The organism is Asticcacaulis sp. AC402 (assembly GCF_000495835.1).
Classification (GTDB): Bacteria; Pseudomonadota; Alphaproteobacteria; order Caulobacterales; family Caulobacteraceae; genus Asticcacaulis.
Genome location: NZ_AWGC01000009.1, coordinates 13,860 through 35,142, shown reverse-complemented (window position 1 = coordinate 35,142; position 21,283 = coordinate 13,860). Strand labels below are relative to the sequence as shown.

Below are 21,283 nucleotides of genomic sequence, written 5' to 3'. Positions count from 1 at the left end.
GACAAAATGTCAAAACCTGACAAGTCCAGACTTGCGCGTATCGCGCTTGTCGCCGGAGGCGGAGCTGTCGTGCTCGGTGCCGGCGTTGTTTTTTTCTCCGCCTATGCTCAGGACAAGGCGCCGGAAGACGCAAAGCCGAGCCAGCAGATTGCCTATCAGAATTTAAAGGCCGAAACTGTGCAGGGCAGCGATGCCACAGCGCCCGCTCAGCCCCTTAACCGCGCCGTGCTGACCGAAGCCGATACCGATAAGCCGATGACGGCCGTCCGCCCCGTTGATTCCTCTGTGGCGACCCGTGAGCCCTTCCGCGGCGATATCGTTGCTGGCAAGTCAGTTCTGCTGCGCAAGCCGATGCCCCCCGCCAAGGTCAATTGGCAAGCCGCCATGGATCAGGATGGCCGCATGAAAAAGCAGGCCCGCGTCAGCGGCGGCCTGAAGGCCCGCCTGCCAAGTCCCGAACTGAACAAGACCCGCCTTCCCGTCATTCTGCCGCGCGAAGGTGGAGTGGTTGACACCGCCAAGGCCAAGATGGTCACCTTCGGCGACGCCTATGCCATTAACATGCCCCAACCACAAAGGGACGGCGTCCAGGTTACCGTCTACGGAAACCGCAGCTTTGTGGCCAGTGACAGTGGCTCCGTGTCCAAGCGGCCATTTGCCCGTCTCGCCGGCGTGGCAGAGGACGTTCGCATCGGCCAGATGGAGGACGGCTGGACAGGCACCTTCACCCGCTACGGGGTCGTCTATTCGATCGATGTCTCCTGCGACAGCGTCAATACCCCGGACTGCAAGACCGACTCCTATATCCGTAATGTCATCGCTCAGATGGACGACGTCGCGATGGGCACCGAAGCCCAGAAAGAGGCCGAGGTCCAGATCAAGGAAGACAACAACTGGCTGAACCAGGTCTCCAAAACCATCAGCAACATCACCAAGGGGAACTGAGCATGAAAACGACAGCTTCCCTGATTCTGATGGCCTCGCTGGTGGCGCTTACCGCCTGCGAACCAACCGGCTCCGGCTCGACCTCATCGAGCAGCAGCGTCACCTCTTCGGCGTCAGAAACTTCCAGTTCTTCGGAATCGTCCTCGTCGTCCGAGTCTTCGGTTGCCATGGTCGACTTCCCCCATGACGCAGCCGGCGACCTGATAGCCGGGTCCGGTGCCGGCTACACCGACGTTTCCAACTGGGCGCCGGGCATGTGCTTCCCGATCAACGGATTGGCCTATGCCAATAGCCAGGTCTACAAGGCCGGCGGCTCCAACGGCCCCTCGGGCGGCCAATGCGCCTCCGCCAACTACAGCTATCCATGGCAGGACAATTTCTGCGAAACGCGGTCGTGGAACAATGTCGTCTGCAGCACGGGCCAGGGCCACCAGGGCCAGGACATCAGGCCGGCAACCTGCGCCGCCAACACGCATTGGGCGGTAGCCGCCGAAGACGGCGTCATCACCCAGGTTGGTACCTATACGGTCGCCCTGACCGGCAATTCCAGCCCGCACCGCATCTACCGTTACCTGCACCTGCAGTCGTCGTCTTTGCGGGTCGCCATGGGAGAGTCCGTCGTGCGTGGCCAGAAGATCGGCCTGGTGTCCAACAATATGGGCGGCACCCCGACCACCATCCACCTGCACTTCGAAATCCGGGTCGCTCAGGCCGAAACCATGGGCGACGGCACGCTTTTGGCTGCCAACAGTTTTGTCCCGCCCTACACGGCTCTGGTCGATGCCTACCAGCGCAAGCTGGCCGGCCCGGACTGCCCGGTGGTGGAATAGATTGCAGTTGTTGCGGCCATGGTGTTAGCCTCCGGACAGGGGAGCACCATGGCCGCAAAAGCACCATTCAAATTCTGGTCGTTTTTCTTTTCGACGCGCGGTCGGGTCTCGCGCGTTCAGTTTTCCCTGTTCGAAATCCCCGCGCTACTTATGCTCCTCGCCGTGCCGTGGATTGTCGTTCCGCTTTTGCAACAGCAACGCGGCGTCACGGATTCGTCCTGGATGATCGTCAGTGCTGCAGCCGGACTTGTCACGCTCCTGATGATGTGGCCGCGCTTTTCGGTTGCGGTCAAGCGGCTACACGACTTGGGTTGGGCATGGTGGCCGGCCCTGCCGATTTTACTCCCGCTCCTCAATAGCCTTGCCGCGGGCGTGGCGAACTATCTTGACGTTTCCAGTGATTTCCAGACCGAATACGGGCGATGGGCAGGCTTCTATTGGATCGGAAACGGTCTTGGATTCTACACCATCGGCCTTATTGTCGCCTTGGCACTCTTGCCGGGCAGTAAGGAAGAAAACCGATACGGTCCTCCCAATCCACGCAATCGGCAAACGCGTCAGGACGTCTTTTAATCGACTGGCGCTCAAGAACCCTGCCCTTCCTGGCACCGACGGCTCGAAGCGGTATGGGCCGGCGACAAAGGAACCCCTGACGCCGACCGAACCGGACGTCTTCTGATCACTTCGCCTTTTTGCCAGCCACCAATCGGATCGCCATACCGCCACCGGGGGCCAGGCGGATCTTCAGCGTTTCCGCCGCCGTCACCGGCTTGCTTTCGATGACGATGTCAAAGCGCGCATCGCCTTCCATGCCGGCATTGGGGCCGTCACGATAGATCTGCGCCGTATAGCTGCGGCCGGCCTCGAGGAAAGCCAGCGGCACCTCGACATCGCGTGCCTGTTCATCCGTCACCGCCCCGACATACCAGTTGTCCGATGCCTTGTCCTTGCGGGCGATGGTGGCGAAGTCGCCGATCTCGCCGTTCAGCATCACCGACTGCTCCCAATCGACCGGCACGTCCTTGATGAACTGGAACGGCTTCGGATACCTGGCGTAGTTCTCCGGCAAGTCCGCCGCCATCTGGATCGGCGAATATAGGACGACATACAGCGCCAGTTGCTTGGCCTGGGTCGACGGGATGGGCTTGCCCTGGCCCTGCAGGCTCAGAATACCCGGCGTGAAATCCATCGGCCCCGACAGCATCCGGGTAAAGACGAGGTTGGCTTCGTGCTCCGGTGGATTCTGCGGATCGCCCCAGGCATTGTATTCCATGCCGCGCTGGCCTTCGCGCGACACCCAGTTCGGGTAGGTCCGGCGCAGACCGGTGTCCTTGATCGGCTCATGCGGATTGACAGCGATATGGTACTTGGCGGCCTCGGTGACGGTCAGCAGGTAGTGCCGCACCATTTCCTGGCTGTCGTTCCAGGCGTAGCGCACGCTGCCGTCCGGCGCGGTGACCCGGGCTCCGCCGGCATCGGCGACATAACCGGTCTTGACTGAGTCAACCTTGTACCTCTGGTACAGCTTGAAGCCGTCGACCATTTGCGGTTCATAGACGGCGACATTGCCTGAGGTTTCATGGTGCCCAACCAGGTGCACCCCCCTCTTCAGACCATAGGCCGAGATGGCCGCGAGGTCGAAGTCGGGATAGGGTTGCGTGAAGGAGAAGTTGAAACCTTTGCCGAACCAGTCCTCCCAGCCCTTGTTCCAACCCTCGACCAGGACCCCGCGGAAGCCATTCCGGGCGGCGAAGTCGATATAGGCCTTGGTGTTTTCAGTCGTTGCCCCGTGACGCGGGCCGGCCTCCCATGTCCATTTGTTGAGGTGCATGCCCCACCAGATACCGACATATTTGTACGGCTTCACCCACGACACGTCGCCCAGCCTGTTCGGTTCGTTCAGGTTCAGAATCAGGTCGGAGCCGTTATAGAGCGCCGGGGCGGACTGCGTGATCTGCAGGGTCCGCCATGGCGTCGTAAACGGCGCTTGACGCACGACCGGTGCCCCCATGGCCGACGGCGCCAGACGAGTCTTCAGGCGCTGACCATCAACGCGGCGCAGCCAGTAGCCGGCATAGTCAACAAGGGCTGCCTCGTGGAACGAGATATAGACGCCCTTGTCGGTTTTCAACGTCATCGGACTCTGGGCTTCGCTGACCTGGTTTAGCGGCGTTTCCTTGTAGATATACTCCTCGCGGTTCCACTCACCGGCGACGTTCCACCAGGCGGTGGCCGGATCGGCCACGGCAAACTCGGTCAGTTCGTCCATGATCTCGACCTTGGCCAGTTGCGCCTGATCCGGGAACTCGTAACGGAAGCCAACACCGTCGTCATAGATGCGGAAAACAACCGCCATCTTGCGATTGTCCCAGGTCGGCTGGGCAACATCGACGCGCAACTCCGTATAGCGGTTGCGGGCGTGCCTGCGTTCGCCCCATGGCAGTTCCCATGTGTCATCGTGGCTGCTGGTGGCGCTCTTGTCGAAAACGAAATAGCGGTCAAGCTTGGGGGCATTGGCCAGAATGAAACCCAGCCGCGACGGTTCGATCACGACCTCCCCGTTGCGCAAGACCTGATAGGACAGGTTGCCGTCCGTCGTCAGCAAGACATCGACATGCAGCACCTTGTCCGGCGAATCAGCCGAAGCAACGGTCTGGTACTTCGGCGCGGCCTGGGAGCTTTGCGATACGTCAGCAGCCGGAGCGGTGTCCTGCGCCACAGCACCGGCTGCCGCAAATGCCCCGATCACGGTCACGGCAAGGGTGAACGCCGGAAGACGACGGAATGACGGCATGGGAATTTCCTCTGTACGAAAGCTTGTTTTTTTACAGGGATAGTCCATCACGGGCAGCCGCCATAGACCCCGGCGACATGAATACGTATTCCGCCTCCCGTTTTCCGGTCTTGCCCTGTCCACGGCTTTGCGCATAGTTAGAGTTATGACCGACATTACCCTATCGCCCAACTTGTCGCGGTTGTTCGTTACCGAAATCTACAAAGCTGACTTGACCGGCATCGCCGGGTTCAATGACAAGATCGACGAACTGGAAGACGCCTGCCGCGGTGTCGCCGACGACGATGTCACCGGCCAGGACTGGTGCCAGAAACACAGCTATCTCGGCTACACCTCCTACGGCTCGGTGGAGGATATATCCAGGCACGCCACGGTGTTTGAGGAACTGAAGCGTCAGCTCGACATCCACGTCAATAGCTTTGCCACCCAGGTCGAGCTCGATCTCAGCAACCGCAAGCTCAAACTGGTGTCGATGTGGGTCAATATCCTCGACCAGTATGGCGCCCACAGCGGCCATGTGCATCCGCACTGTGCCGTCTCCGGGACCTTTTATGTTTCGATCCCTCCGGGCGCCAGTGCTATCCGGTTCGAAGACCCGCGCCTGCCCCAGATGATGGCCGCGCCCCTGCGCCTTACGTCCAGCCGGATCGACCGCCAGAATTTTGCCACCTTCCAGCCCGTGCGCGGCACGCTGCTGCTATGGGAAAGCTGGCTGCGCCATGAGGTGCTTATGAACCTTAGCGAAGAGCCCCGTATCTCGATCAGTTTCAACTATGCTTAGGGTCCTGCTCGTTGGCTACGGCTTCGGCGCAAGGATCATTCACGCGCCGCTCATAGCCGTAAGCGAAGGCCTGGAGGTTGCCGGAATCGTCACCCGCCGACACGACGAGATCGCCAGGGACTGGCCTGGAACACATGTTTATCCTGACTTAAGCGCTGCCCTGGCCCAGGGCGGCATCGACCTGGTGGTGATCTGCACGCCCAACGACACCCACGCCGTGCTGGCCCATCAGTCGCTCGACGGCGGTGCGCACGTGGTTATTGACAAGCCCTTCGCCATCGACAGCACCGAGGCGCAAGGCATAGCTGACCACGCCCGCCGAACCGGGCGAATCGTCACTGCCTTCCAGAACCGGCGTTGGGACAGCCATATCCTTACCGCCCAAAAACTACTGAAAGACAAGGCTTTCGGCACGATCAGCGACGCTACTCTTGCCTACGACAGATTGCGACAGGTCAACCCGGCGCGCTGGGGAGACAAGGCCCGACCGGGTTCCGGAATCTGGCTCAATCTCGGTTCGCACCTGGTCGACCAGGCCGTCCATCTGTTCGGCCGGCCGCAGACGATCATGGCCGACATCTTTGCGCAACGGCCCGGCGCAGTCGTCGACGACACCTTCCATGTCATCCTCGGGTATGGCGGTTTCCGCGTTACCTTGCGCGCCTGCATGATCACTCCGGCGCCGGCGCCGGTCATCACAATTCACGGTTCGGCCGGCAGCCTGGTCCGATATGGCGAGGACATTCAGGAAGCCGTGCTTAAGACCGGTGAAGTGCCAGGCGCCGACAGCCCGATACCGGTTTTGGCGCAATTCACACCCGCTGAAGGTGAGACGGCCGGAACCACATACAACATCGTCGCCGGGCCCGGCAATTATCGCGCCTTCTATCCGGCCATGGTCGCCGCCATCCGCGACGGCGCCTCTCCGCCGGTGGCGATCGAGGAGACACTTCTGGTCCAGCACCTGCTTGACCTGGGTTTTGTAAGCGCCCGCGAAGGCCGCAGGCTGGAAGTATGACCGTGGTGCGCACCGCTCTGGTCGGCTACGGTTATGCCGGCAAGACCCTCCATACACCCATGATCCGCGCAGCCGAGGGTTTGGATCTGACCGCCATCGTGTCGTCTCGCCCTCTTGACGTTCATGCCGACTTCCCGGGGATGCGCGTATCCACCTTTGAAGACGCACTCGGCGATCCGTCGATCGACCTGATGGTTATCGCCACGCCCAACGACCGGCACGCCCCCCAGGCCCATGCGGCGCTGGACGCCGGCAAGCATGTCGTCATCGATAAACCCTTCTGTCTGGATGTGGTTGAAGCCGAAGCGCTGATCAGACACGCGGAAGGTGCCCGGCGACTGCTGTCGGTGTTTCACTGCCGTCGCTGGGACAGCAACTTTCTCACCTTCAACCGCATTCGTGACCGGCTTGGCGACATCTACCAGGCGGTGTTGCGCTATGACCGCTGGCGCCCCGAAGTCCGTGACCGCTGGCGCGAACGCGACGGTCCGGGTTCGGGTATCTGGTTCGACCTGGGCTCACACCTTGTCGACCAGGCCCTGACCCTGTTCGGCTGGCCGGAGGCCATTTCGGCCGATATCGCCAACCAGCGTCCCGGCGCCCGGACTGACGACTTCTTCCACGTCACTTTGTTCTATGGTCCGCTGCGCGTGATCCTGCATTCCAGCATGCTGACATTGGCTGTTGGCCCGGCCTTCGAGGTTCAGGGCAGCCAAGGCGCCTTCGTCAAGTACGGTATGGATCCGCAAGAAGATATGCTGAAAGCCGGCCGCACACCGGGCGACGACGGTTGGGGCGATGACCGTGACAGCCATCTAATCGATATTTCCGGAAAGATAGAATTGATAACCAGCACACCCGGAAACTACCTCGCCTACTACCGGGCCATTGCCCGTGCTATCGACAAGGCTGAGCCCAATCCGGTTCCGGCCAGCGATGCTTTGCAGGTCATGCGCGTGATCGAAGCCGGCTTGCGCAGTGCCCGCGAAGGGTGCCGCGTCGACCTATAGAGGCAGAATACGACGCTTCTTCGAGAAGCTCATATAACCGATACTGGCGCCCAGCCGGAACCCGACCCCCGCGCGAATTGGCGTCAGCACAATCCCCTCGGCGCGTTGATAGGTGACACCCAGCCCGCCGATGAAATAGGCCGAACCTTCGACGCCAGGGAAACGGCGATACATATAGATAGGTTCGCGCAAGTTATAGACCAGCGAGAAGACCCGCGACGCATTGGCGCCGGTGTCGAAACCGATCGACGGCCCCTGCCAGTACAGGTGTACCGGATCGGGCGTTGCCTTCATGAACAGGTTACCCTTGCCATAGCGCACCCCGACGCCAACGGCGCCCGAAGCTTCTTCGCCGGCGATATAGGCCGTCGGATGCTCACCATAGTCGGCAAAGATCTTCTCCAGCGCCCCGCCCAGCGCTTCGACTGTGACGCCCAAAAAGTCGGAACCGGCCGCGAGAATTTCGTCGCGGCTATAGGTGTTGGCCTTGCCTTCGCTTTCGGGTGCAGGTTCAGGCGTGGCTTCGACGACGCCATCCTGAGCGTAGACCAGACCGGGAATCAGCGAAGCAGTGGAAACAGCCATACCGGCGGCGATGAAATGACGGCGCTGCATAAGCGACTCTCCTGACAGGACAAGGGATCGGTCGCCGTATGTTTAAGGTATGATTTACCAATAAATCCTTACGCGCCCATCCCGTTAGATGAACATTGACAGCGCCCTGTGTCGCGATTGAGGCGAGGTCCCGCCGCAATTCGCCCCAATGGTGAACGGCGGTTAGACAGCGATAACCATCTATGTCATGCTCAAGCCATCCTTGGGGGCGTCAATATGGACAGAACATTCGGACCGCCGCGCACATCTCCGGTTCCCCCCGTTATTTTGCTGATGGCTGCCTACGGGTTCGGCGCCGGCCTCGTCTTCGTACGCTCATCTATTTTCTGCGCCGGCCTGACTTTGGAGACGGTCGCAGGCCTTGTCTTGTGTCTGGCCGGGATCGCCATGATCGGGATGATTGCGGTATTTGCCAGACACCGCTTGATTTGGACAATTCCCTTGCTTGTCTGGCTCGCCCTGAACCTCATGTCCATAACCGGAATCGCGACAGCCTACGTCTCAATACCAGTCCACGTCGGTCATTCCGGATGCGGAATTGCCTAGGATCAACACATGGACCGAACATTCGGAAAATTGCCGAAAGCCCCCATCCCGGCCTTTTGGGTGATAGTTGCAACTTATCTTCTGATTCCAAGTATGTTGGTGATCGGCCCCTGGCTAATCGGCTATCGAGGCTATTGCGAGCGTTACAGCGCGCTTGAGTTCGTAAACATAGCGGTTCATGCCATTCTGATTTTCAGCTGCGCGGTTTATGTCGCCATTTACAGGCGGCGGATCGGCTGGGTGATGGCGCCGCTTTTGCTTGTCGCAATTCCGTCCGCTGCCTTCATTCTTAACGCGCAAAGCGGGTATCCGCGCATGGCAGGCGACATCTGTCTCGTGGCCTACTGAGGGCACGGCTGCCGGCTACTTCCGCTCCGCCGCCGTCTTGTCGCGCGCCGCCTTGAACTCCGACGTATCGCGCCAGGTCGGCCACATATCGGAATTCGCCAAGGCGCGGCCCATCTGATAGTAGAGCGTCACATCTTCAACCATCCCGGACAGATCCCACCGCGCCGACCATTCGTCGTCCGGCTGATGGTAACGCTTCTCGACATAGTCCTTGTCGAAGGCCTCGCCGGCCGCCACGCCACCCTTGACCATGTCCTTGCCCGACGCCGCGTACAGCATCGGTACGCCGCGCTTGGCCAGGGGGAAGTGGTCCGAGCGGAAAAAGAAACCGGCTTCCGGGGTCTGGTCCGGCGTCAACGTCCGCCCCTGCCCGGCCGCGTAAAGCTTTAACAGGTCCTCCAGGGACGACTGACCGGCTCCGGTGACTTCCAGGTCCCTTGTGCGCCCATTGACATTGAGTGCGTCCATATTGATGCCGGCCACCGTCTGGCTCAGCGGATAGACAGGATTGCTGGCATAGTATTCCGAGCCCAGAAGCCCGCTTTCCTCGGCGGTAAAGGCAATCAGCACCACGCTGCGCTGCGGCTTTGGTGCCTTGCCGAAGGCGCGCGCCAACTCCAGAAGCGCGGCGATGCCAGTGCCGTTGTCGACAGCGCCATTGAAGATCGCATCGCCATTGGCGTCCGGCTTGCCAACGCCCAGGTGGTCCCAATGGCCGCCCAGGATAACAGTCTCCTGCGGCCGCGTCGCCCCCGGCAGACGTGCGATAACGTTGTGCGTGACGATCTCGGTCGAGTCGACCGTGTAGCTGCCGTTCAAGGTGGCGCTCAGTTCGACCGGCCGGAAATCCTTAGACCGCGCAGCAACCCGCAGCGCGCCCAGATCCTGGCCCGAGCCCGCGAACAGCTTCTGCGCCGTATCGAGACTGATCCACGATTCCAGTTTCGGGCTGGCGGCGGACGGATCGGGACGGACGATATCGAATTTTGGCCCGGTGTTGGAGTTCTTGACCGTCGCCCAGCCATAGGAGGCGGCATCGGCATCATGGATGATCATGACGCCGGCGGCGCCACGACGGGCGGCCTCCTCGTACTTGTAGGTCCAGCGCCCGTAATAGGTCATGGCCTTGCCATTGAAGGTGTTCAGGGTCGGCTCGGGAAAATCCGGGTCGTTGATCAGCACGACGATGATCTTGCCCTTGACGTCGACGTCCTTGAAATCATCCCAGCCGCGTTCCGGCGCCGTAACGCCATAGCCGACGAAGACGATCGGCGTCTTGTCGAAGCTAACGTCCGACGTGGTGCCGCGCGTCGAGACCGTGATCTCCTCACCCTGACGCAGATCCAGCTTCGTTCCATCGGCAAAGGCCAGATTGACCTTGGGGTCGACGACCTTGAACTGGCGCAGGCGCACTTCCTGCGTCCACTTGCCGTCCGGTCCGCCCGGCTCGAAACCCGCCGCAGCAAAGCCCTTTGAGAGGTAATCGATCGTCTTCTGTTCGGCCGGCGTGGTGATGCCGCGCCCGGCAAAGGCGTCGGAGGAAACGACCATGATATCGCGGGAGATACGCGCGGCGCTGATCGACTGCGCCAGGGACGGCGTGGCGACGATCAGGGCAGCGGACGCCAACAACACGGACTTGAACATCGAAACCTCCGGAAAGCTCAGGCAGCGAATGCTAGAAGGTCGCGAAGCCGTGTCAAGGACATCCTCTCGGATGCAACCAAAACCGTTCTTGTCAGGGCGACCGACACATTTTAAGGTCAGACCAATTCCAACGATAATGTCACAGGGACTGCCATGCGCCATCTGCGTTTTTCCGCTCTTGCTCTTGCTGCCTGTCTGGTTTTGGCGCCGCCCGTTCTGGCGAAAGACAAGGAACATTGGGTTGCCGCCTGGGGCTCCTCCCAGATGATCGCCGAAGGCAACAACGCCCTGACGCCGGAGCAGCTGACCGACGCCACCCTGCGTCAAGTCGTGCGCGTGACCTACCCCGGCAAGGCCTATCGCCTGCGCCTGTCGAATGTCTACGGCAAGGAACCGCTGACGGTCGATTCGGTACGCATTGCCCGCATCGCAACGCCCGACACGTCCACCATCGATACCGCCACCACCGTTAAGGTCTTGTTCGCCGGCCGCGACAAGGTCACCATTCCCTCTGGCGCCGACTACCTGTCCGATCCGGTGGCCATAGACCTGCCGGGCCTGAGCGACACCGCCATCAGCTTCCACATCGCCACGCCGCCAACGGTCCAGACGGGCCACCCCGGCGCACGCACGCCGTCCTATCTGGTCAAGGGTAACCGAGTCGACGATGCCAGCCTGAGCGACGCCACCGTGTTTCAACGCTGGTACCTGATCTCCGGCCTGGAGGTCGCCGCAAAACCGAAGACAAGGGCGATCGTCGCCTTCGGAGACTCGATCACCGACGGCTATGGCGTCAAGGACAATCGCAACACCCGCTGGGGCGACGGCTTGATGAAGCGACTGGCCGCGGCCGGCCGGCCTCTGCCGGTGTTGAATGGCGGTATCGGCGGCAACCGCATGCTGCTGGACGGACTGGGCCCCAATGCCCTGGCGCGCTTCGACCGCGAAGTCCTGTCACCGCCCAATGTCGGCTATGTCATCCTTCTGGAGGGTGTCAACGACCTGGGCACACTAACCCGCGATGCGCCCGCAACGCAGGAGGCTCATGCCGAACTGGTGGCCCAGGTGACTTCGGGTTATGCGCAGCTTGTCCACAAGGCGCGCAGCCAAGGGATCAAGGTCTATGGCGCCACCATCATGCCCTATGCCGGCAACACCTATTATCATCCGGAGCCAGTCAACGAGGCCGACCGCCAGGCGATAAATGCCTGGATACGGACTCCGGGCAATTTCGATGCGGTGATCGACTTCGACGCCGCCATGCGCGACCCGGCCCAGCCCGACCGGTTGCTTCCGGCCTATGACAGCGGTGATCACCTGCACCCGTCCGAAGCCGGTTACAAGGCCATGGCCGACGCCGTGCCGCTGGAATTGTTTAAGTAGGCCTAAGAAAAAGGTCGCTTTCGCTTCGCCCAGATCTCGTCCTCTTCCCTTGGGTGCAGAGACGAAGAAAAGCCCGAGACTTTCCTCTGAGTGGCATTACGTCCTCCTGATCTTTCGTGACCGGCGTCACATCACTGCCCCAGTTACAAGACCCAAGTCGTCGACCATGGCGACAGTTACAGCCGGGACACCATCGGCGGCGGTCCTTTGAGGGCTCCTGCGGCGGCAAATGATAGCTTGTCGATCAAAAGTGATCGTGACTTTCAGACCTGCATCACTCCCCCTGACGTCAAAAAGGAAAAGGCTTCGTCCAAGGGGTCGACGCCATCCTGGTCCCATCAAAAGCTGCGTAACAGGTGATCTACTGGAACAGGACGTAGTTTACGTAGAACGGCGCCATCTTGTCGGGTGACTTATTCTGCAGGGACAAGGTATCCATCAGCCCTTTGATCTTCAGCCGGCTGAGCGCAATGTCGACCCGTCCCCACTCGCCCTTGACGCATTTTACGTTAAGTTCCTGGGACACCTGCTTGTCGCCCAGCTTGGCGGAGATCTTGAATTCCTGCTTACCGGTCTCGCCGCCATGCACCACGATGGTCAGGGTCTTGAAGGGCGCCGTATCCAAAGGCTTACCTGTCTGGAAGGTGAAGACGTTCCAGCCCTCCATGGTAATCTCAACCGGCTTCTGATCGCCCAGCGGAAACTGAGGCGTATTCCCGGCCCAGCCGCCGATCCACCAGCCCGGCATCACCCCGTCGGCATAGACCAGCAATGGATCGGCCGCCCGGGCCAGGCCCGCCAATCCGAACAGCGACACCCCTGTCAGGCCAGCCATACAATGTCTGCGGTTCAGCATAGTTCACGTCTCCCTGCATGGATCCCCGGCTGTGCGCCCGGGAATTCTAATTTTTGAAATTTGAATGATAGTACAAAATCAGAGAAACGGAAGTGCGCTTTTTTTTGCCCTCGCCAGAGACCGATCCGTGGTCATTGCGGCGGCACGTCGCCCAGCCAACTTCAGGCCAGATCGGCGATCGCTCGTTCCAGAACGGCATCCCGCCCGGAACCGATGTCCTGCAGCGATGGTTCCACGAAGACATCCGGCTCGAGGCCGGCATCCGGCCTTGGCGTTTTTGGAAACGTGCCGATCAACGGCAGATCGATTTCCAGGCCGCTGTTGGGCAGTCGCACAAAGAAAAAGGCGCCGCCATTGATACCACGCTGGTTGCCACCGGTCGTCTGGCCGTACACCCGCGCCAGGCCGTGACGCTTGACCAGGGAGATAAACTGGAAGGTCGCCGAACTGTTTTGGGCCGAAGACAGGACGACGACCTTGCCTTTGAAACGCGGCCCCCTGGGTGTAATGACGGCGACACCCTCCTCGTCAGCCTTGAGCCGGAAGAAACCGTCGCCTAGGTCCTCTGCCCCCTCTCCCAGCCGTTCGAACGACTGGTCCCAGGTATCGAGGTACGGACTTATGTCGGCCGGCGTGGTCCGGAACCGCACCCGGCGCTCATAGTCGGAATCCAGCGGCAACGGCGTGTCGATCAGCCGGGCGATGATCTCATGGCCGCAGTCGACGCCCCCTTCATTCTCGCGGATATCAACAATAAGCCCGCGCGCGCCCCTGGCGGCCATCTCTTCAAACATGCCATCCAGCCGCGCACGCCAATCCCAGGTGACGTCGTACAGCGCCCAGCCCGGCATGGTGAGGACGGCGATAGCAGGCTTGCGCCAGATCAGGCTCCAGTAGTCCGACCGGGTTTCGTCATAGCCCGGTGGCATGGTTTTCTGGCGGGTCGCCAGATCGATCTTGTCGACCGACACCTGTCCCCGCCCCGCGATACCGAGTTTAAAGACCGGGCGATCGGACGGGAATAACAATGGGTAATAGACATCAAAGGTTTCGATACGATCGACGCCCTGGACATTCATAAGCGCGCATCGTTTGGCGTCATTATTACCGTCGGCCCGTATCAAAGGCAGCATGGACCGGCGAATTCGGCTTACCGCAACGCCATCAATGGTGAGAATCTCCGTGCCGCGCGCGATGCCGTCCACACCCAGCGGATTGCCGGTGACGACCATCCGGTCACCCAGCCAGACCAAATGGAAAGGCAGCCTGTTGGCGGGCTCAATAAGGCGACGCCGGATCGCCTTGGACTGGTTGAAGAAGTTGGCATAGGTATGGCCACATTTTACCCGCCCGGCCAGCCGCGACAGCGCCAGATACTGCTGCGCGACATCGGCGGGACGGCGAAGGGCCGCCGCCAAATCCTCACAGTCCTTCGCCCAAGCCAGCGGCGTCTGATAGCGGTATAGGCCAGGATGCAGGGTCTCATAGATCCGCCGCAACAGGGGAAGATCGGCGCCCAGTGCCACGGGGTCTGCCCATGCCGGTGATGCAGCGGCTCCCGCCGCGCCCATGAGAAACAAACGTCGGTCCATAGAACATCTCCTTTGCTTCAGGCTTACGACGTCGTCAGCCAACCGGATTGTCGCGCCCAGCCGCCGCCTGCGATCCAAGTCAGTTCTGCCAGCGTACACTTTACCAGAAGCGCTTCTCAACACCCTTTCGCATTTTCAATCCAATGGAGACGACTCATGACCAACCGCAACGTCCTGCGGGCGCTGACCGCTGCCCTGATTTTCGGCGCTACGGCTTTTTCCGTGCCCGCCATGGCGGGCAGCCACAGTGAAGGCGGATACGCGATGGCCAAGACGACGATTGTTGAAGCCGCCGCTGCCAACCCCGATTTTAGTACCCTCGTCGCGGCGGTCAAAGCCGCCGGCCTGGTCGAAACCCTGTCTGGCGCAGGCCCCTTCACCGTCTTTGCGCCGACAAATGCCGCCTTCGCGGCCTTGCCCACCGGCACAGTGAATACCCTGCTGAAGCCGGAGAACAAGGCGACCCTGACCAAGGTGCTGACCTACCACGTCGTCGCAGGTAAGGTGACGGCGGCCGATCTGATCGCCGCGATCAATGCGCATGGCGGCAGCTACGCCTTCACAACCGTCAGCGGCGACACCCTGACTGCCACGCTGGTGCACGGCTCTGTCAAACTGACGGACGAATCCGGCGGCGTATCGACCGTTACGGCGACCGATCTGAAGCAAAAGAACGGCATCATCCATGTCATCGACAAGGTCGTGTTGCCCAAGTAAGCTTAGAAAAGCGCGTGCGCTACAGCCCGAAACCGAAAGGTTTCGGGCTTTTTGCCGGCTACTTTCCGCCCGGCCTTCCCTCTCCAGCCGCATCATGCTATCGCGCAGCCCATGACCGATCTCTCGCTTATCCGTAACTTCTCCATCGTCGCCCATATCGACCACGGCAAGTCCACCCTGTCCGACCGCTTGATTCAGTACACCGGCGGTCTCACCGCGCGTGAGATGAAGGAGCAGGTGCTCGACAACATGGATATCGAGCGTGAGCGCGGTATCACCATCAAGGCCCAAACCGTTCGTCTCAACTACAAGGCCCATGACGGCAAGACCTATATCCTGAACCTGATGGACACGCCGGGCCACGTCGATTTCGCCTACGAAGTGTCGCGGTCGCTTGCCGCCTGCGAAGGCTCGATCCTGGTCGTCGATGCCTCCCAGGGCGTCGAAGCCCAGACCCTGGCCAATGTCTACCAGGCCATCGACAACAACCACGAAATCGTTCCGGTCCTTAACAAGATCGACCTGCCGGCCGCCGAGCCCGAAAGAGTCCGCGCCCAGATCGAAGATGTTATCGGCATCGATGCTTCCGAAGCGGTTCTGGCTTCAGCCAAGTCCGGCCTCGGCATCGAGGACGTCCTGGAAGCCATCGTCAAACGCCTGCCGCCACCCAAGGGCGACGCCTCCGCGCCGCTGAAGGCGTTGCTGGTCGATGCCTGGTACGACGCCTATCTCGGCGTCGTCGTGCTGGTGCGGATCTTCGACGGCATTATGAAGCCAGGCCAGCAAGTCAAGCTGATGAACGCCGGCGCCACCTACAAGATCGACAAGCTGGGCGTCTTCTTCCCCAAGGCCACCGATACTGCCAGTCTCGGGCCGGGTGAAATCGGCTTTTTCACTGCCCAGATCAAGGAAGTCTCCGACGCCGCCGTCGGCGACACCATCACCGACGAACGCAAGCCGACCGACAAGGCACTGACGGGCTTCAAGGAAGTCCAGCCCGTCGTCTTCTGCGGTATTTTCCCGGTCGATGCCGCCGACTTCGAAGATCTGCGTGCTGCCATGGGCCGGCTGCGTCTGAACGATGCCAGCTTCAGCTTCGAAATGGAAACCTCCGCCGCGCTCGGCTTCGGCTTCCGTTGCGGGTTTCTGGGGCTGCTGCACCTGGAAATCATCCAGGAGCGCCTGACGCGCGAGTTTAATCTCGACCTGATCGCCACGGCGCCTTCGGTGGTTTACAAGATCCACCTGAACAAGGGCGAAGTTATCGAACTTCACAACCCGGCCGACATGCCCGATCCGGTCTATATCGAGCACATCGAAGAACCGTGGATCAAGGCGACCATCTTCTGCCCGGACGACTATCTCGGCGCGATTATCAAGCTCTGCCAGGACCGCCGTGGCGTGCAGGTCGACCTCTCCTACGTCGGCAACCGCGCCATGGTGGTCTATAATCTTCCGTTAAACGAAGTCGTGTTCGACTTCTACGATCGCCTGAAGTCGGTGTCGAAGGGCTATGCCAGCTTTGATTATACCATCGAGGACTATCGCGAAGGCGATCTGGTCAAGATGTCGATCCTGGTCAATGCCGAACCGGTCGATGCGCTCAGCATGCTGGTCCACCGCGACCGGGCCGAAATGCGCGGCCGCGGTATGTGCGAGAAGATGAAGGACCTGATCCCCCAGCACCTGTTCGTCATCCCGATCCAGGCGGCCATCGGCGGCCGCATCATCGCGCGCGAAACCGTCCGAGCCTTGCGTAAAGACGTGACCGCCAAGTGTTACGGCGGCGACGCGACGCGCAAAAAGAAACTTCTGGAAAAGCAGAAGGAAGGCAAGAAGAAGATGCGGCAGTTCGGCCGCGTCGAAATCCCGCAGGAAGCCTTCATCGCTGCGCTCAAGATGGACAACGACTGAGCAAAGTCAATCCGGACTTAACCGTCCATATCCTTCACGGTCCCCGCCATCAGGCACTGTGGCGAAGTTAAGAAATCACCACGGCCCGTGATTGGGTGCACGGGATTCCGCTTCAGTTCGGCTGAGCCGTTCGACCTTGGTGACGGAGCACATCACCGGTATCGAGTTGTCGATGCCGCCGATCACCAGAAAAACCTTGCGCATGTTCCGGCCCTCCACACTGGCCGCGCGACAACCCAATCCTTGCGGCTGGCATCGGCAAGGTCACCGCATCTGGCGATAGCTTTTGGCCTGTGCGGGCGTAAGGGCCTCGACCGAAGCAATGATACAGCGCGACGGCATGGTCATCACTGACCCGGTTACATCGACATCCAACGGATCGCAGATGCGCGACATGCCACCGGAAAACTCCAGACCGATCGCCTCGTGGCGGTCATGCAGACAAGCCCCTGACATATGCAACAGAACGGCCCGCCCGCTGCGGTCGTCGATGTACAGGGTCTTTTCATCGATGATCTTGGTCTGATCGAGTGGACGCGCCACGCATCTATCGGCCGACACACCACGGCCGCGATCTTCGTCCTTCGCCAGCACCCCGCCTGTCAAAACAGCCGCCGCGGCAGCCACCCCAGCAAGGCCCAATACGAGTTTGCGCATATATGTGCTCCTGCACCCAATCACCGCGAACGGTAGTCTTTCGCTTCCTCGCGTGTCAAAAGCTGGACAGACTTGACCATGCAGCGCAGCGGGACGGCACTGCTTATGCCGCCGGTGACATTGGCATCGATCGGCTTGCAAATCTGGCTCCCACCGAAAAACTCGAACCCGACCGGTTCACCTTGCGTCAAGCAGCCATTGCTCATCGTGAGGATGGCGGCGTTGCCGGAACGATCCTCAATATAGAGGGTCTTTCGGTCGACGATGTCGCTGGTTTCCAGCGGAGTCGATACACAGCGCGCGGCCGACGGCTTATCAGAGTCCTCACGCGCCAGGCTGCCTGATGCGGCAAAGGCAAAGGCCGTGCCGACCACAGCGACACCGAGTACCATCGGGAAGGCCCAGCCGACTCTGTCCAGTTTCGGAAACTTCATGATATTTACCCCTTAATTATCCAATTCGGCCGCTTCTTCGCGGGTCAGCGGCTGAATGCCATTGATCAGGCAGCGTGTAACCATGCTGCTGGGCGGCTCATGGCGCAACAGCATGGCGTCGTGGGCGCGGCAGATTTGCGTCGAACCGTTGAATTCGAAACCGATTACGGACATGTCATTCATGCTGCGGCAGGGACCGCCGACGTCCAGCTTGTACGCATTGTCAAATCGGTCGTAGACCAGAAGCGTGTTCTGATCGACGACGTGAGTCCGGCCGACATTGTCGCCGTCCAGGCAGCGCGGGGTCACGCGCTCACCACGGACTTCACGATCGGCAGAGCGACGGTCATCGGAAGGGCCAGCCTGGCTCGTCGAGACCAGGGTTACGGCCAACATGCCGGCGCCAAGGCCGGCAATGGTGAAACCGAGGGGCTTTCGAATCTTCATGGTCATGATTCCTCTTGTGATTTGCCGTCTTCCGAACGCCTGTCGCTACGCTCGTCCGACCGCTTGCCACGGACATAGGGCGCCGCGTCCTCGCCTTCGAGGTGACGCATTGCGGTTATCGGGCACGACTGCAGGCCACGCAGGCCGTCGCTCCAGACGATCTCACCATCGAACGGACCGCAGATATCACTGAAGCCGTGACGCGAGCGGATGCCGATCTGGAAGCTGGTATCCAGCCCGATACACACCCCACCCAGTGTCAGTTCAAAGGCCTCATTGCGGTCCGATGTGACGATGACCTTGTGATCGTTGAGGGTCTGATAGCTGCGGACGAAGTCGGGATCGAAACACTGGCTGCGATTGCGGGTCAGTTGGCGGCTATCGTCGCCGGGACGGGCCGAGCCGGCATAGGACACGCTGACGGCCGCAATGGCTGTCAGCGCCAAGGTGGCAGCGCAGGTGCAGACCATAAGAACGCGTTTCATGTCACTATCCCTTACTTTGCATGTGACGCTACGCCCGCTCGCCTGAACGGTGGATGAACGCCGTGGTTAAAGAGTCGTCATAGGTTTTTTGAAAAGGGCCCGTCTCACAACATCCGCCGCGATCGCAATTTCACCTGGCTACTGGAATGCGTCGGTACAGCTGTTTTTCAACGGTTGTCACGGCCCGACAAAGCGACCGGGGCGCAGTAACCTTGCCGCCGCGGCCGTCAGGGGCGGCGCCAGACCGGTCAGGTTCGCCAGAACCGCCTTGGCCAGCAACGGCGCCAGGCAAAACCCGCGCGAGCCCAGGCCCGTCAGAACATGGATCGCCGGCGTGACTTCGCCCAGTCTTGGGTCCACGACCGGGCCCAGGACTGGCAAGTGGTCGCGCGAGGTCACGCGCACGGATGCGCGCGAAACAAGCTCAACATCACGCAATGCCGCGGCACGATCCGGCAGAAGCCTGGCCAGGTTGGCGAGATTAGCTTCAGATGACGCCCGGCGTACATCGGTGCCACGATCGCCGCGGTCGTGCGTAGCCCCAAACAGCATCCCTGCCGCCTGGGGCACCGCATAACCGCCCCAGGCCATCGCCCGGTCCATGTCCTCAGCGGCACTTTCGATCTGCCCGCGCACCGGTTGCAGCGGTAAAGCCACGTCTGGACGATCAAGAATGCCGTCACCGCAAGCCAGGACGACAGCGTCATAACCGCTGAGATCGTCCGGCAAGGGTGTCCGGACAATCGGCCTCCCCGCCATCAGGACGCCCAGAAGCTCCGCCGGTGACACGTACAGCGCCGGCGTGATTTGCAGACCGCCGAGGTCCGGCGCGTCCGGCAGTTCCCCGGCACCAAACGGCACCAGGTCGCCTGCAGCGAATCCGGCCTGCTGTGAAATCCGTCCAAAGCGCGCCTGCTCACGGTCATCCAGGGCGCACTGCCAAACCCCTCTTCCTATCACGGCTTGCGGGGCTAGCCGGCCATAAAAGCCGACCGCATAGGCGAAAGCGTCGGCGAACAGGGCCGAAATAGGATTGTCGCCGGCATCGAGACGTGGCGTCACCAGAGCGGCGGGATTGCCCGAAGCCCCACTGCCGGGCGCTGGATCAAAAATGTCGGCCTCTACGCCGAACAGGCCAGCCTGCCATGCCAGACAGGCTCCGGCTATGCCGGCGCCGGCAATGGCGATACGTCGCGGCCGTGGCGACGGCGATTGGCATTCACCGATGAATACGGCTTCCAGCCGCTCGCGCTTGCGCCCGTACCCCGGGCATTTGGCGACCGTGAAACCGGCCGCCTGCAAACCGCGACGGACATGTCCGGCAACCGTGAAGGTCGCCAGTCGGGCGCCAGGCCGGGTATGGGCTGCGATGCGGGCGAAAACCGCCGGCGACCACATATCGGGATTCACAGCGGGGGAAAACCCGTCGAGGAAGACGGCGTCCGCCTGCCCTTCCCAGGCATCCAGCGCCGCCTCGACCTCCATCAGGGCGACCGTGACGCTCACCCGCCACTGCGGAAAATCCATGTGATGGAAACCGCGCCGGTTGGCGGGCCATTGAGCGGTCAATGCTTGCGCAAACTCCGCCAGTTCAGGCCAGTTTGCGAGCGCGGTCGCCGCCTGATCACGCGCGATCACGAACGCTTCAACGGTAAATACATGCAGATTGCCAGGACATCCGCTGCGGATCCACAACTGCACGGCAGCGGCAATATTCAGCCCGGTGCCGAAGCCCAATTCCAATACTGTGAAGTCACGGCCCTCAGCCCGGGGGCCGGCCCAGCTCTGGCGCAAATGGCAGCCCTCGAGAAACACTGTTCGGCTCTCGGCGAGGCCGTCCTGAGGAGAATAGTAGATGTCGCCGAAACGCTCCGACCGCGGCGTGCCGTCGTCCGTGAAATAGAAATCCGCTTCGGTCACCTAGTGGTGGTCGGCGGCGGGTTTGCTGTCCGGTGCCGCGGGGGCGGATGCGGACGCTGCAGCCGAAGAGGATGCTGACTGTGCGCCCGCTGCGACCGCGACAGGCTCAGCCGCGACAGCGGCTTCCAAGGCCGCGGCGGCGTCAGCATTGGCCGCATCCATCGGCATATCGGCGGGAGCTTCGGTTTCAGCAGCCTCATGGCTGTCGGCAGGCTTGTCGCCACAGGCGGCGAGCCCCAGCACGGCCATGGTCAGAGCGGGGATCAGAAGAAAGCGCATGGCTCATCTCTACATCAAAAGAGGGCAAAGAAAAAGGGCCGCACCCAAAGGTACGGCCCCTCTCT

General features: G+C 61.1%; 23 protein-coding genes. 11 read left to right on the top strand and 12 right to left on the bottom strand.

Annotated elements, in window-relative coordinates:
- Nucleotides 1-6: 6 nt before the first annotated feature.
- From ABAC402_RS25225 to ABAC402_RS25220, 3 genes are read left to right on the top strand one after another with little or no spacing between them, the layout of a single operon-like run.
- The gene (locus ABAC402_RS25225; protein WP_023448458.1) at nucleotides 7-945 is read left to right on the top strand and encodes a hypothetical protein; all 939 of its coding nucleotides are present in this window, start codon (nucleotides 7-9) and stop codon (nucleotides 943-945) included.
- A gap of 2 nt (nucleotides 946-947) precedes the next feature.
- The gene (locus ABAC402_RS0119845) at nucleotides 948-1,775 is read left to right on the top strand and encodes a M23 family metallopeptidase (protein ID WP_031235234.1); all 828 of its coding nucleotides are present in this window, start codon (nucleotides 948-950) and stop codon (nucleotides 1,773-1,775) included.
- A gap of 48 nt (nucleotides 1,776-1,823) precedes the next feature.
- Complete coding sequence (locus ABAC402_RS25220) at nucleotides 1,824-2,348, top strand: DUF805 domain-containing protein (RefSeq protein ID WP_023448455.1); 525 nt, start codon at nucleotides 1,824-1,826, stop codon at nucleotides 2,346-2,348.
- Between the two features lie 106 nt (nucleotides 2,349-2,454).
- Here the strand turns inward: ABAC402_RS25220 and ABAC402_RS25215 are convergent, their stop codons facing one another.
- On the bottom strand, nucleotides 2,455-4,569 hold the full coding sequence (locus ABAC402_RS25215; protein WP_023448454.1) for a glycoside hydrolase family 97 protein: 2,115 nt from the start codon (nucleotides 4,567-4,569) through the stop codon (nucleotides 2,455-2,457).
- A gap of 145 nt (nucleotides 4,570-4,714) precedes the next feature.
- Between ABAC402_RS25215 and ABAC402_RS25210 the strand changes: the two genes are divergently transcribed.
- The 3 genes from ABAC402_RS25210 to ABAC402_RS25200 are packed head-to-tail and all read left to right on the top strand — an operon-like array spanning nucleotide 4,715 to nucleotide 7,378.
- Nucleotides 4,715-5,350 (top strand): TIGR02466 family protein, encoded by a 636-nt coding sequence (locus ABAC402_RS25210; RefSeq protein WP_023448453.1) that lies wholly within the window; start codon nucleotides 4,715-4,717, stop codon nucleotides 5,348-5,350.
- The gene (locus ABAC402_RS25205; RefSeq protein ID WP_023448452.1) at nucleotides 5,343-6,368 is read left to right on the top strand and encodes a Gfo/Idh/MocA family oxidoreductase; all 1,026 of its coding nucleotides are present in this window, start codon (nucleotides 5,343-5,345) and stop codon (nucleotides 6,366-6,368) included. Before ABAC402_RS25210 ends, ABAC402_RS25205 begins: the two co-directional genes overlap by 8 nt.
- The gene (locus ABAC402_RS25200; protein WP_023448451.1) at nucleotides 6,365-7,378 is read left to right on the top strand and encodes an oxidoreductase; all 1,014 of its coding nucleotides are present in this window, start codon (nucleotides 6,365-6,367) and stop codon (nucleotides 7,376-7,378) included. The genes ABAC402_RS25205 and ABAC402_RS25200 overlap by 4 nt, the downstream gene beginning before the upstream one ends.
- Here ABAC402_RS25200 and ABAC402_RS25195 read toward each other — a convergent pair.
- Nucleotides 7,373-7,993 (bottom strand): DUF1134 domain-containing protein, encoded by a 621-nt coding sequence (locus ABAC402_RS25195; protein ID WP_023448450.1) that lies wholly within the window; start codon nucleotides 7,991-7,993, stop codon nucleotides 7,373-7,375. The two genes, ABAC402_RS25200 and ABAC402_RS25195, sit on opposite strands and share 6 nt — an antisense overlap.
- Nucleotides 7,994-8,209: 216 nt before the next feature.
- Here ABAC402_RS25195 and ABAC402_RS0119840 point away from each other — a divergent pair, with 216 nt between their 5' ends.
- Together ABAC402_RS0119840 and ABAC402_RS0119835 are read left to right on the top strand one after the other, a co-directional pair.
- Complete coding sequence (locus ABAC402_RS0119840) at nucleotides 8,210-8,539, top strand: hypothetical protein (protein WP_031235233.1); 330 nt, start codon at nucleotides 8,210-8,212, stop codon at nucleotides 8,537-8,539.
- A 9-nt stretch (nucleotides 8,540-8,548) separates the two neighbouring features.
- On the top strand, nucleotides 8,549-8,887 hold the full coding sequence (locus ABAC402_RS0119835) for a hypothetical protein (RefSeq protein WP_031235232.1): 339 nt from the start codon (nucleotides 8,549-8,551) through the stop codon (nucleotides 8,885-8,887).
- 15 nt (nucleotides 8,888-8,902) lie between these two features.
- Here ABAC402_RS0119835 and ABAC402_RS25190 read toward each other — a convergent pair whose 3' ends face one another.
- Complete coding sequence (locus ABAC402_RS25190; protein ID WP_023448447.1) at nucleotides 8,903-10,534, bottom strand: M28 family metallopeptidase; 1,632 nt, start codon at nucleotides 10,532-10,534, stop codon at nucleotides 8,903-8,905.
- Nucleotides 10,535-10,687: 153 nt separating this feature from the next.
- Between ABAC402_RS25190 and ABAC402_RS25185 the strand changes: the two genes are divergently transcribed.
- Entirely contained in the window at nucleotides 10,688-11,917 is a 1,230-nt protein-coding gene (locus tag ABAC402_RS25185) for an SGNH/GDSL hydrolase family protein (protein WP_023448446.1), read from the top strand.
- Between the two features lie 361 nt (nucleotides 11,918-12,278).
- Here the strand turns inward: ABAC402_RS25185 and ABAC402_RS25180 are convergent, their stop codons facing one another.
- Both ABAC402_RS25180 and ABAC402_RS25175 read right to left on the bottom strand, forming a co-directional pair.
- Nucleotides 12,279-12,773 (bottom strand): hypothetical protein, encoded by a 495-nt coding sequence (locus ABAC402_RS25180; protein ID WP_031235231.1) that lies wholly within the window; start codon nucleotides 12,771-12,773, stop codon nucleotides 12,279-12,281.
- 161 nt (nucleotides 12,774-12,934) lie between these two features.
- Nucleotides 12,935-14,365 carry a S41 family peptidase gene (locus tag ABAC402_RS25175; protein ID WP_023448444.1) on the bottom strand — a complete coding sequence of 477 codons (1,431 nt, stop codon included), beginning with the start codon at nucleotides 14,363-14,365 and terminating at the stop codon, nucleotides 12,935-12,937.
- 156 nt (nucleotides 14,366-14,521) lie between these two features.
- Between ABAC402_RS25175 and ABAC402_RS25170 the strand changes: the two genes are divergently transcribed.
- A complete protein-coding gene (locus tag ABAC402_RS25170; RefSeq protein ID WP_023448443.1) occupies nucleotides 14,522-15,082 on the top strand; it encodes a fasciclin domain-containing protein in 561 nt (186 codons plus the stop codon).
- A 111-nt stretch (nucleotides 15,083-15,193) separates the two neighbouring features.
- Nucleotides 15,194-16,996, top strand: a complete 1,803-nt coding sequence (gene lepA / locus ABAC402_RS25165; protein ID WP_023448442.1) for a translation elongation factor 4 — start codon at nucleotides 15,194-15,196, stop codon at nucleotides 16,994-16,996.
- A 75-nt stretch (nucleotides 16,997-17,071) separates the two neighbouring features.
- Here lepA and ABAC402_RS41080 read toward each other — a convergent pair whose 3' ends face one another.
- The 7 genes from ABAC402_RS41080 to ABAC402_RS25135 form a co-directional block, all read right to left on the bottom strand.
- The gene (locus ABAC402_RS41080; protein ID WP_023448441.1) at nucleotides 17,072-17,200 is read right to left on the bottom strand and encodes a hypothetical protein; all 129 of its coding nucleotides are present in this window, start codon (nucleotides 17,198-17,200) and stop codon (nucleotides 17,072-17,074) included.
- Nucleotides 17,201-17,260: 60 nt separating this feature from the next.
- Complete coding sequence (locus ABAC402_RS25160) at nucleotides 17,261-17,653, bottom strand: DUF6491 family protein (protein WP_023448440.1); 393 nt, start codon at nucleotides 17,651-17,653, stop codon at nucleotides 17,261-17,263.
- Nucleotides 17,654-17,673: 20 nt separating this feature from the next.
- Nucleotides 17,674-18,087, bottom strand: a complete 414-nt coding sequence (locus tag ABAC402_RS25155; protein WP_023448439.1) for a hypothetical protein — start codon at nucleotides 18,085-18,087, stop codon at nucleotides 17,674-17,676.
- A gap of 12 nt (nucleotides 18,088-18,099) precedes the next feature.
- Nucleotides 18,100-18,540, bottom strand: coding sequence for a DUF6491 family protein (locus ABAC402_RS25150; RefSeq protein ID WP_023448438.1), 441 nt, complete (start codon nucleotides 18,538-18,540; stop codon nucleotides 18,100-18,102).
- Nucleotides 18,537-19,019, bottom strand: coding sequence for a DUF6491 family protein (locus tag ABAC402_RS25145; RefSeq protein WP_155847315.1), 483 nt, complete (start codon nucleotides 19,017-19,019; stop codon nucleotides 18,537-18,539). The genes ABAC402_RS25150 and ABAC402_RS25145 overlap by 4 nt, the downstream gene beginning before the upstream one ends.
- Before the next feature lie 177 nt (nucleotides 19,020-19,196).
- Entirely contained in the window at nucleotides 19,197-20,939 is a 1,743-nt protein-coding gene (mnmD, locus tag ABAC402_RS25140; protein WP_023448436.1) for a tRNA (5-methylaminomethyl-2-thiouridine)(34)-methyltransferase MnmD, read from the bottom strand.
- Nucleotides 20,940-21,218 carry a hypothetical protein gene (locus tag ABAC402_RS25135; protein WP_023448435.1) on the bottom strand — a complete coding sequence of 93 codons (279 nt, stop codon included), beginning with the start codon at nucleotides 21,216-21,218 and terminating at the stop codon, nucleotides 20,940-20,942.
- Nucleotides 21,219-21,283 lie beyond the last annotated feature (65 nt).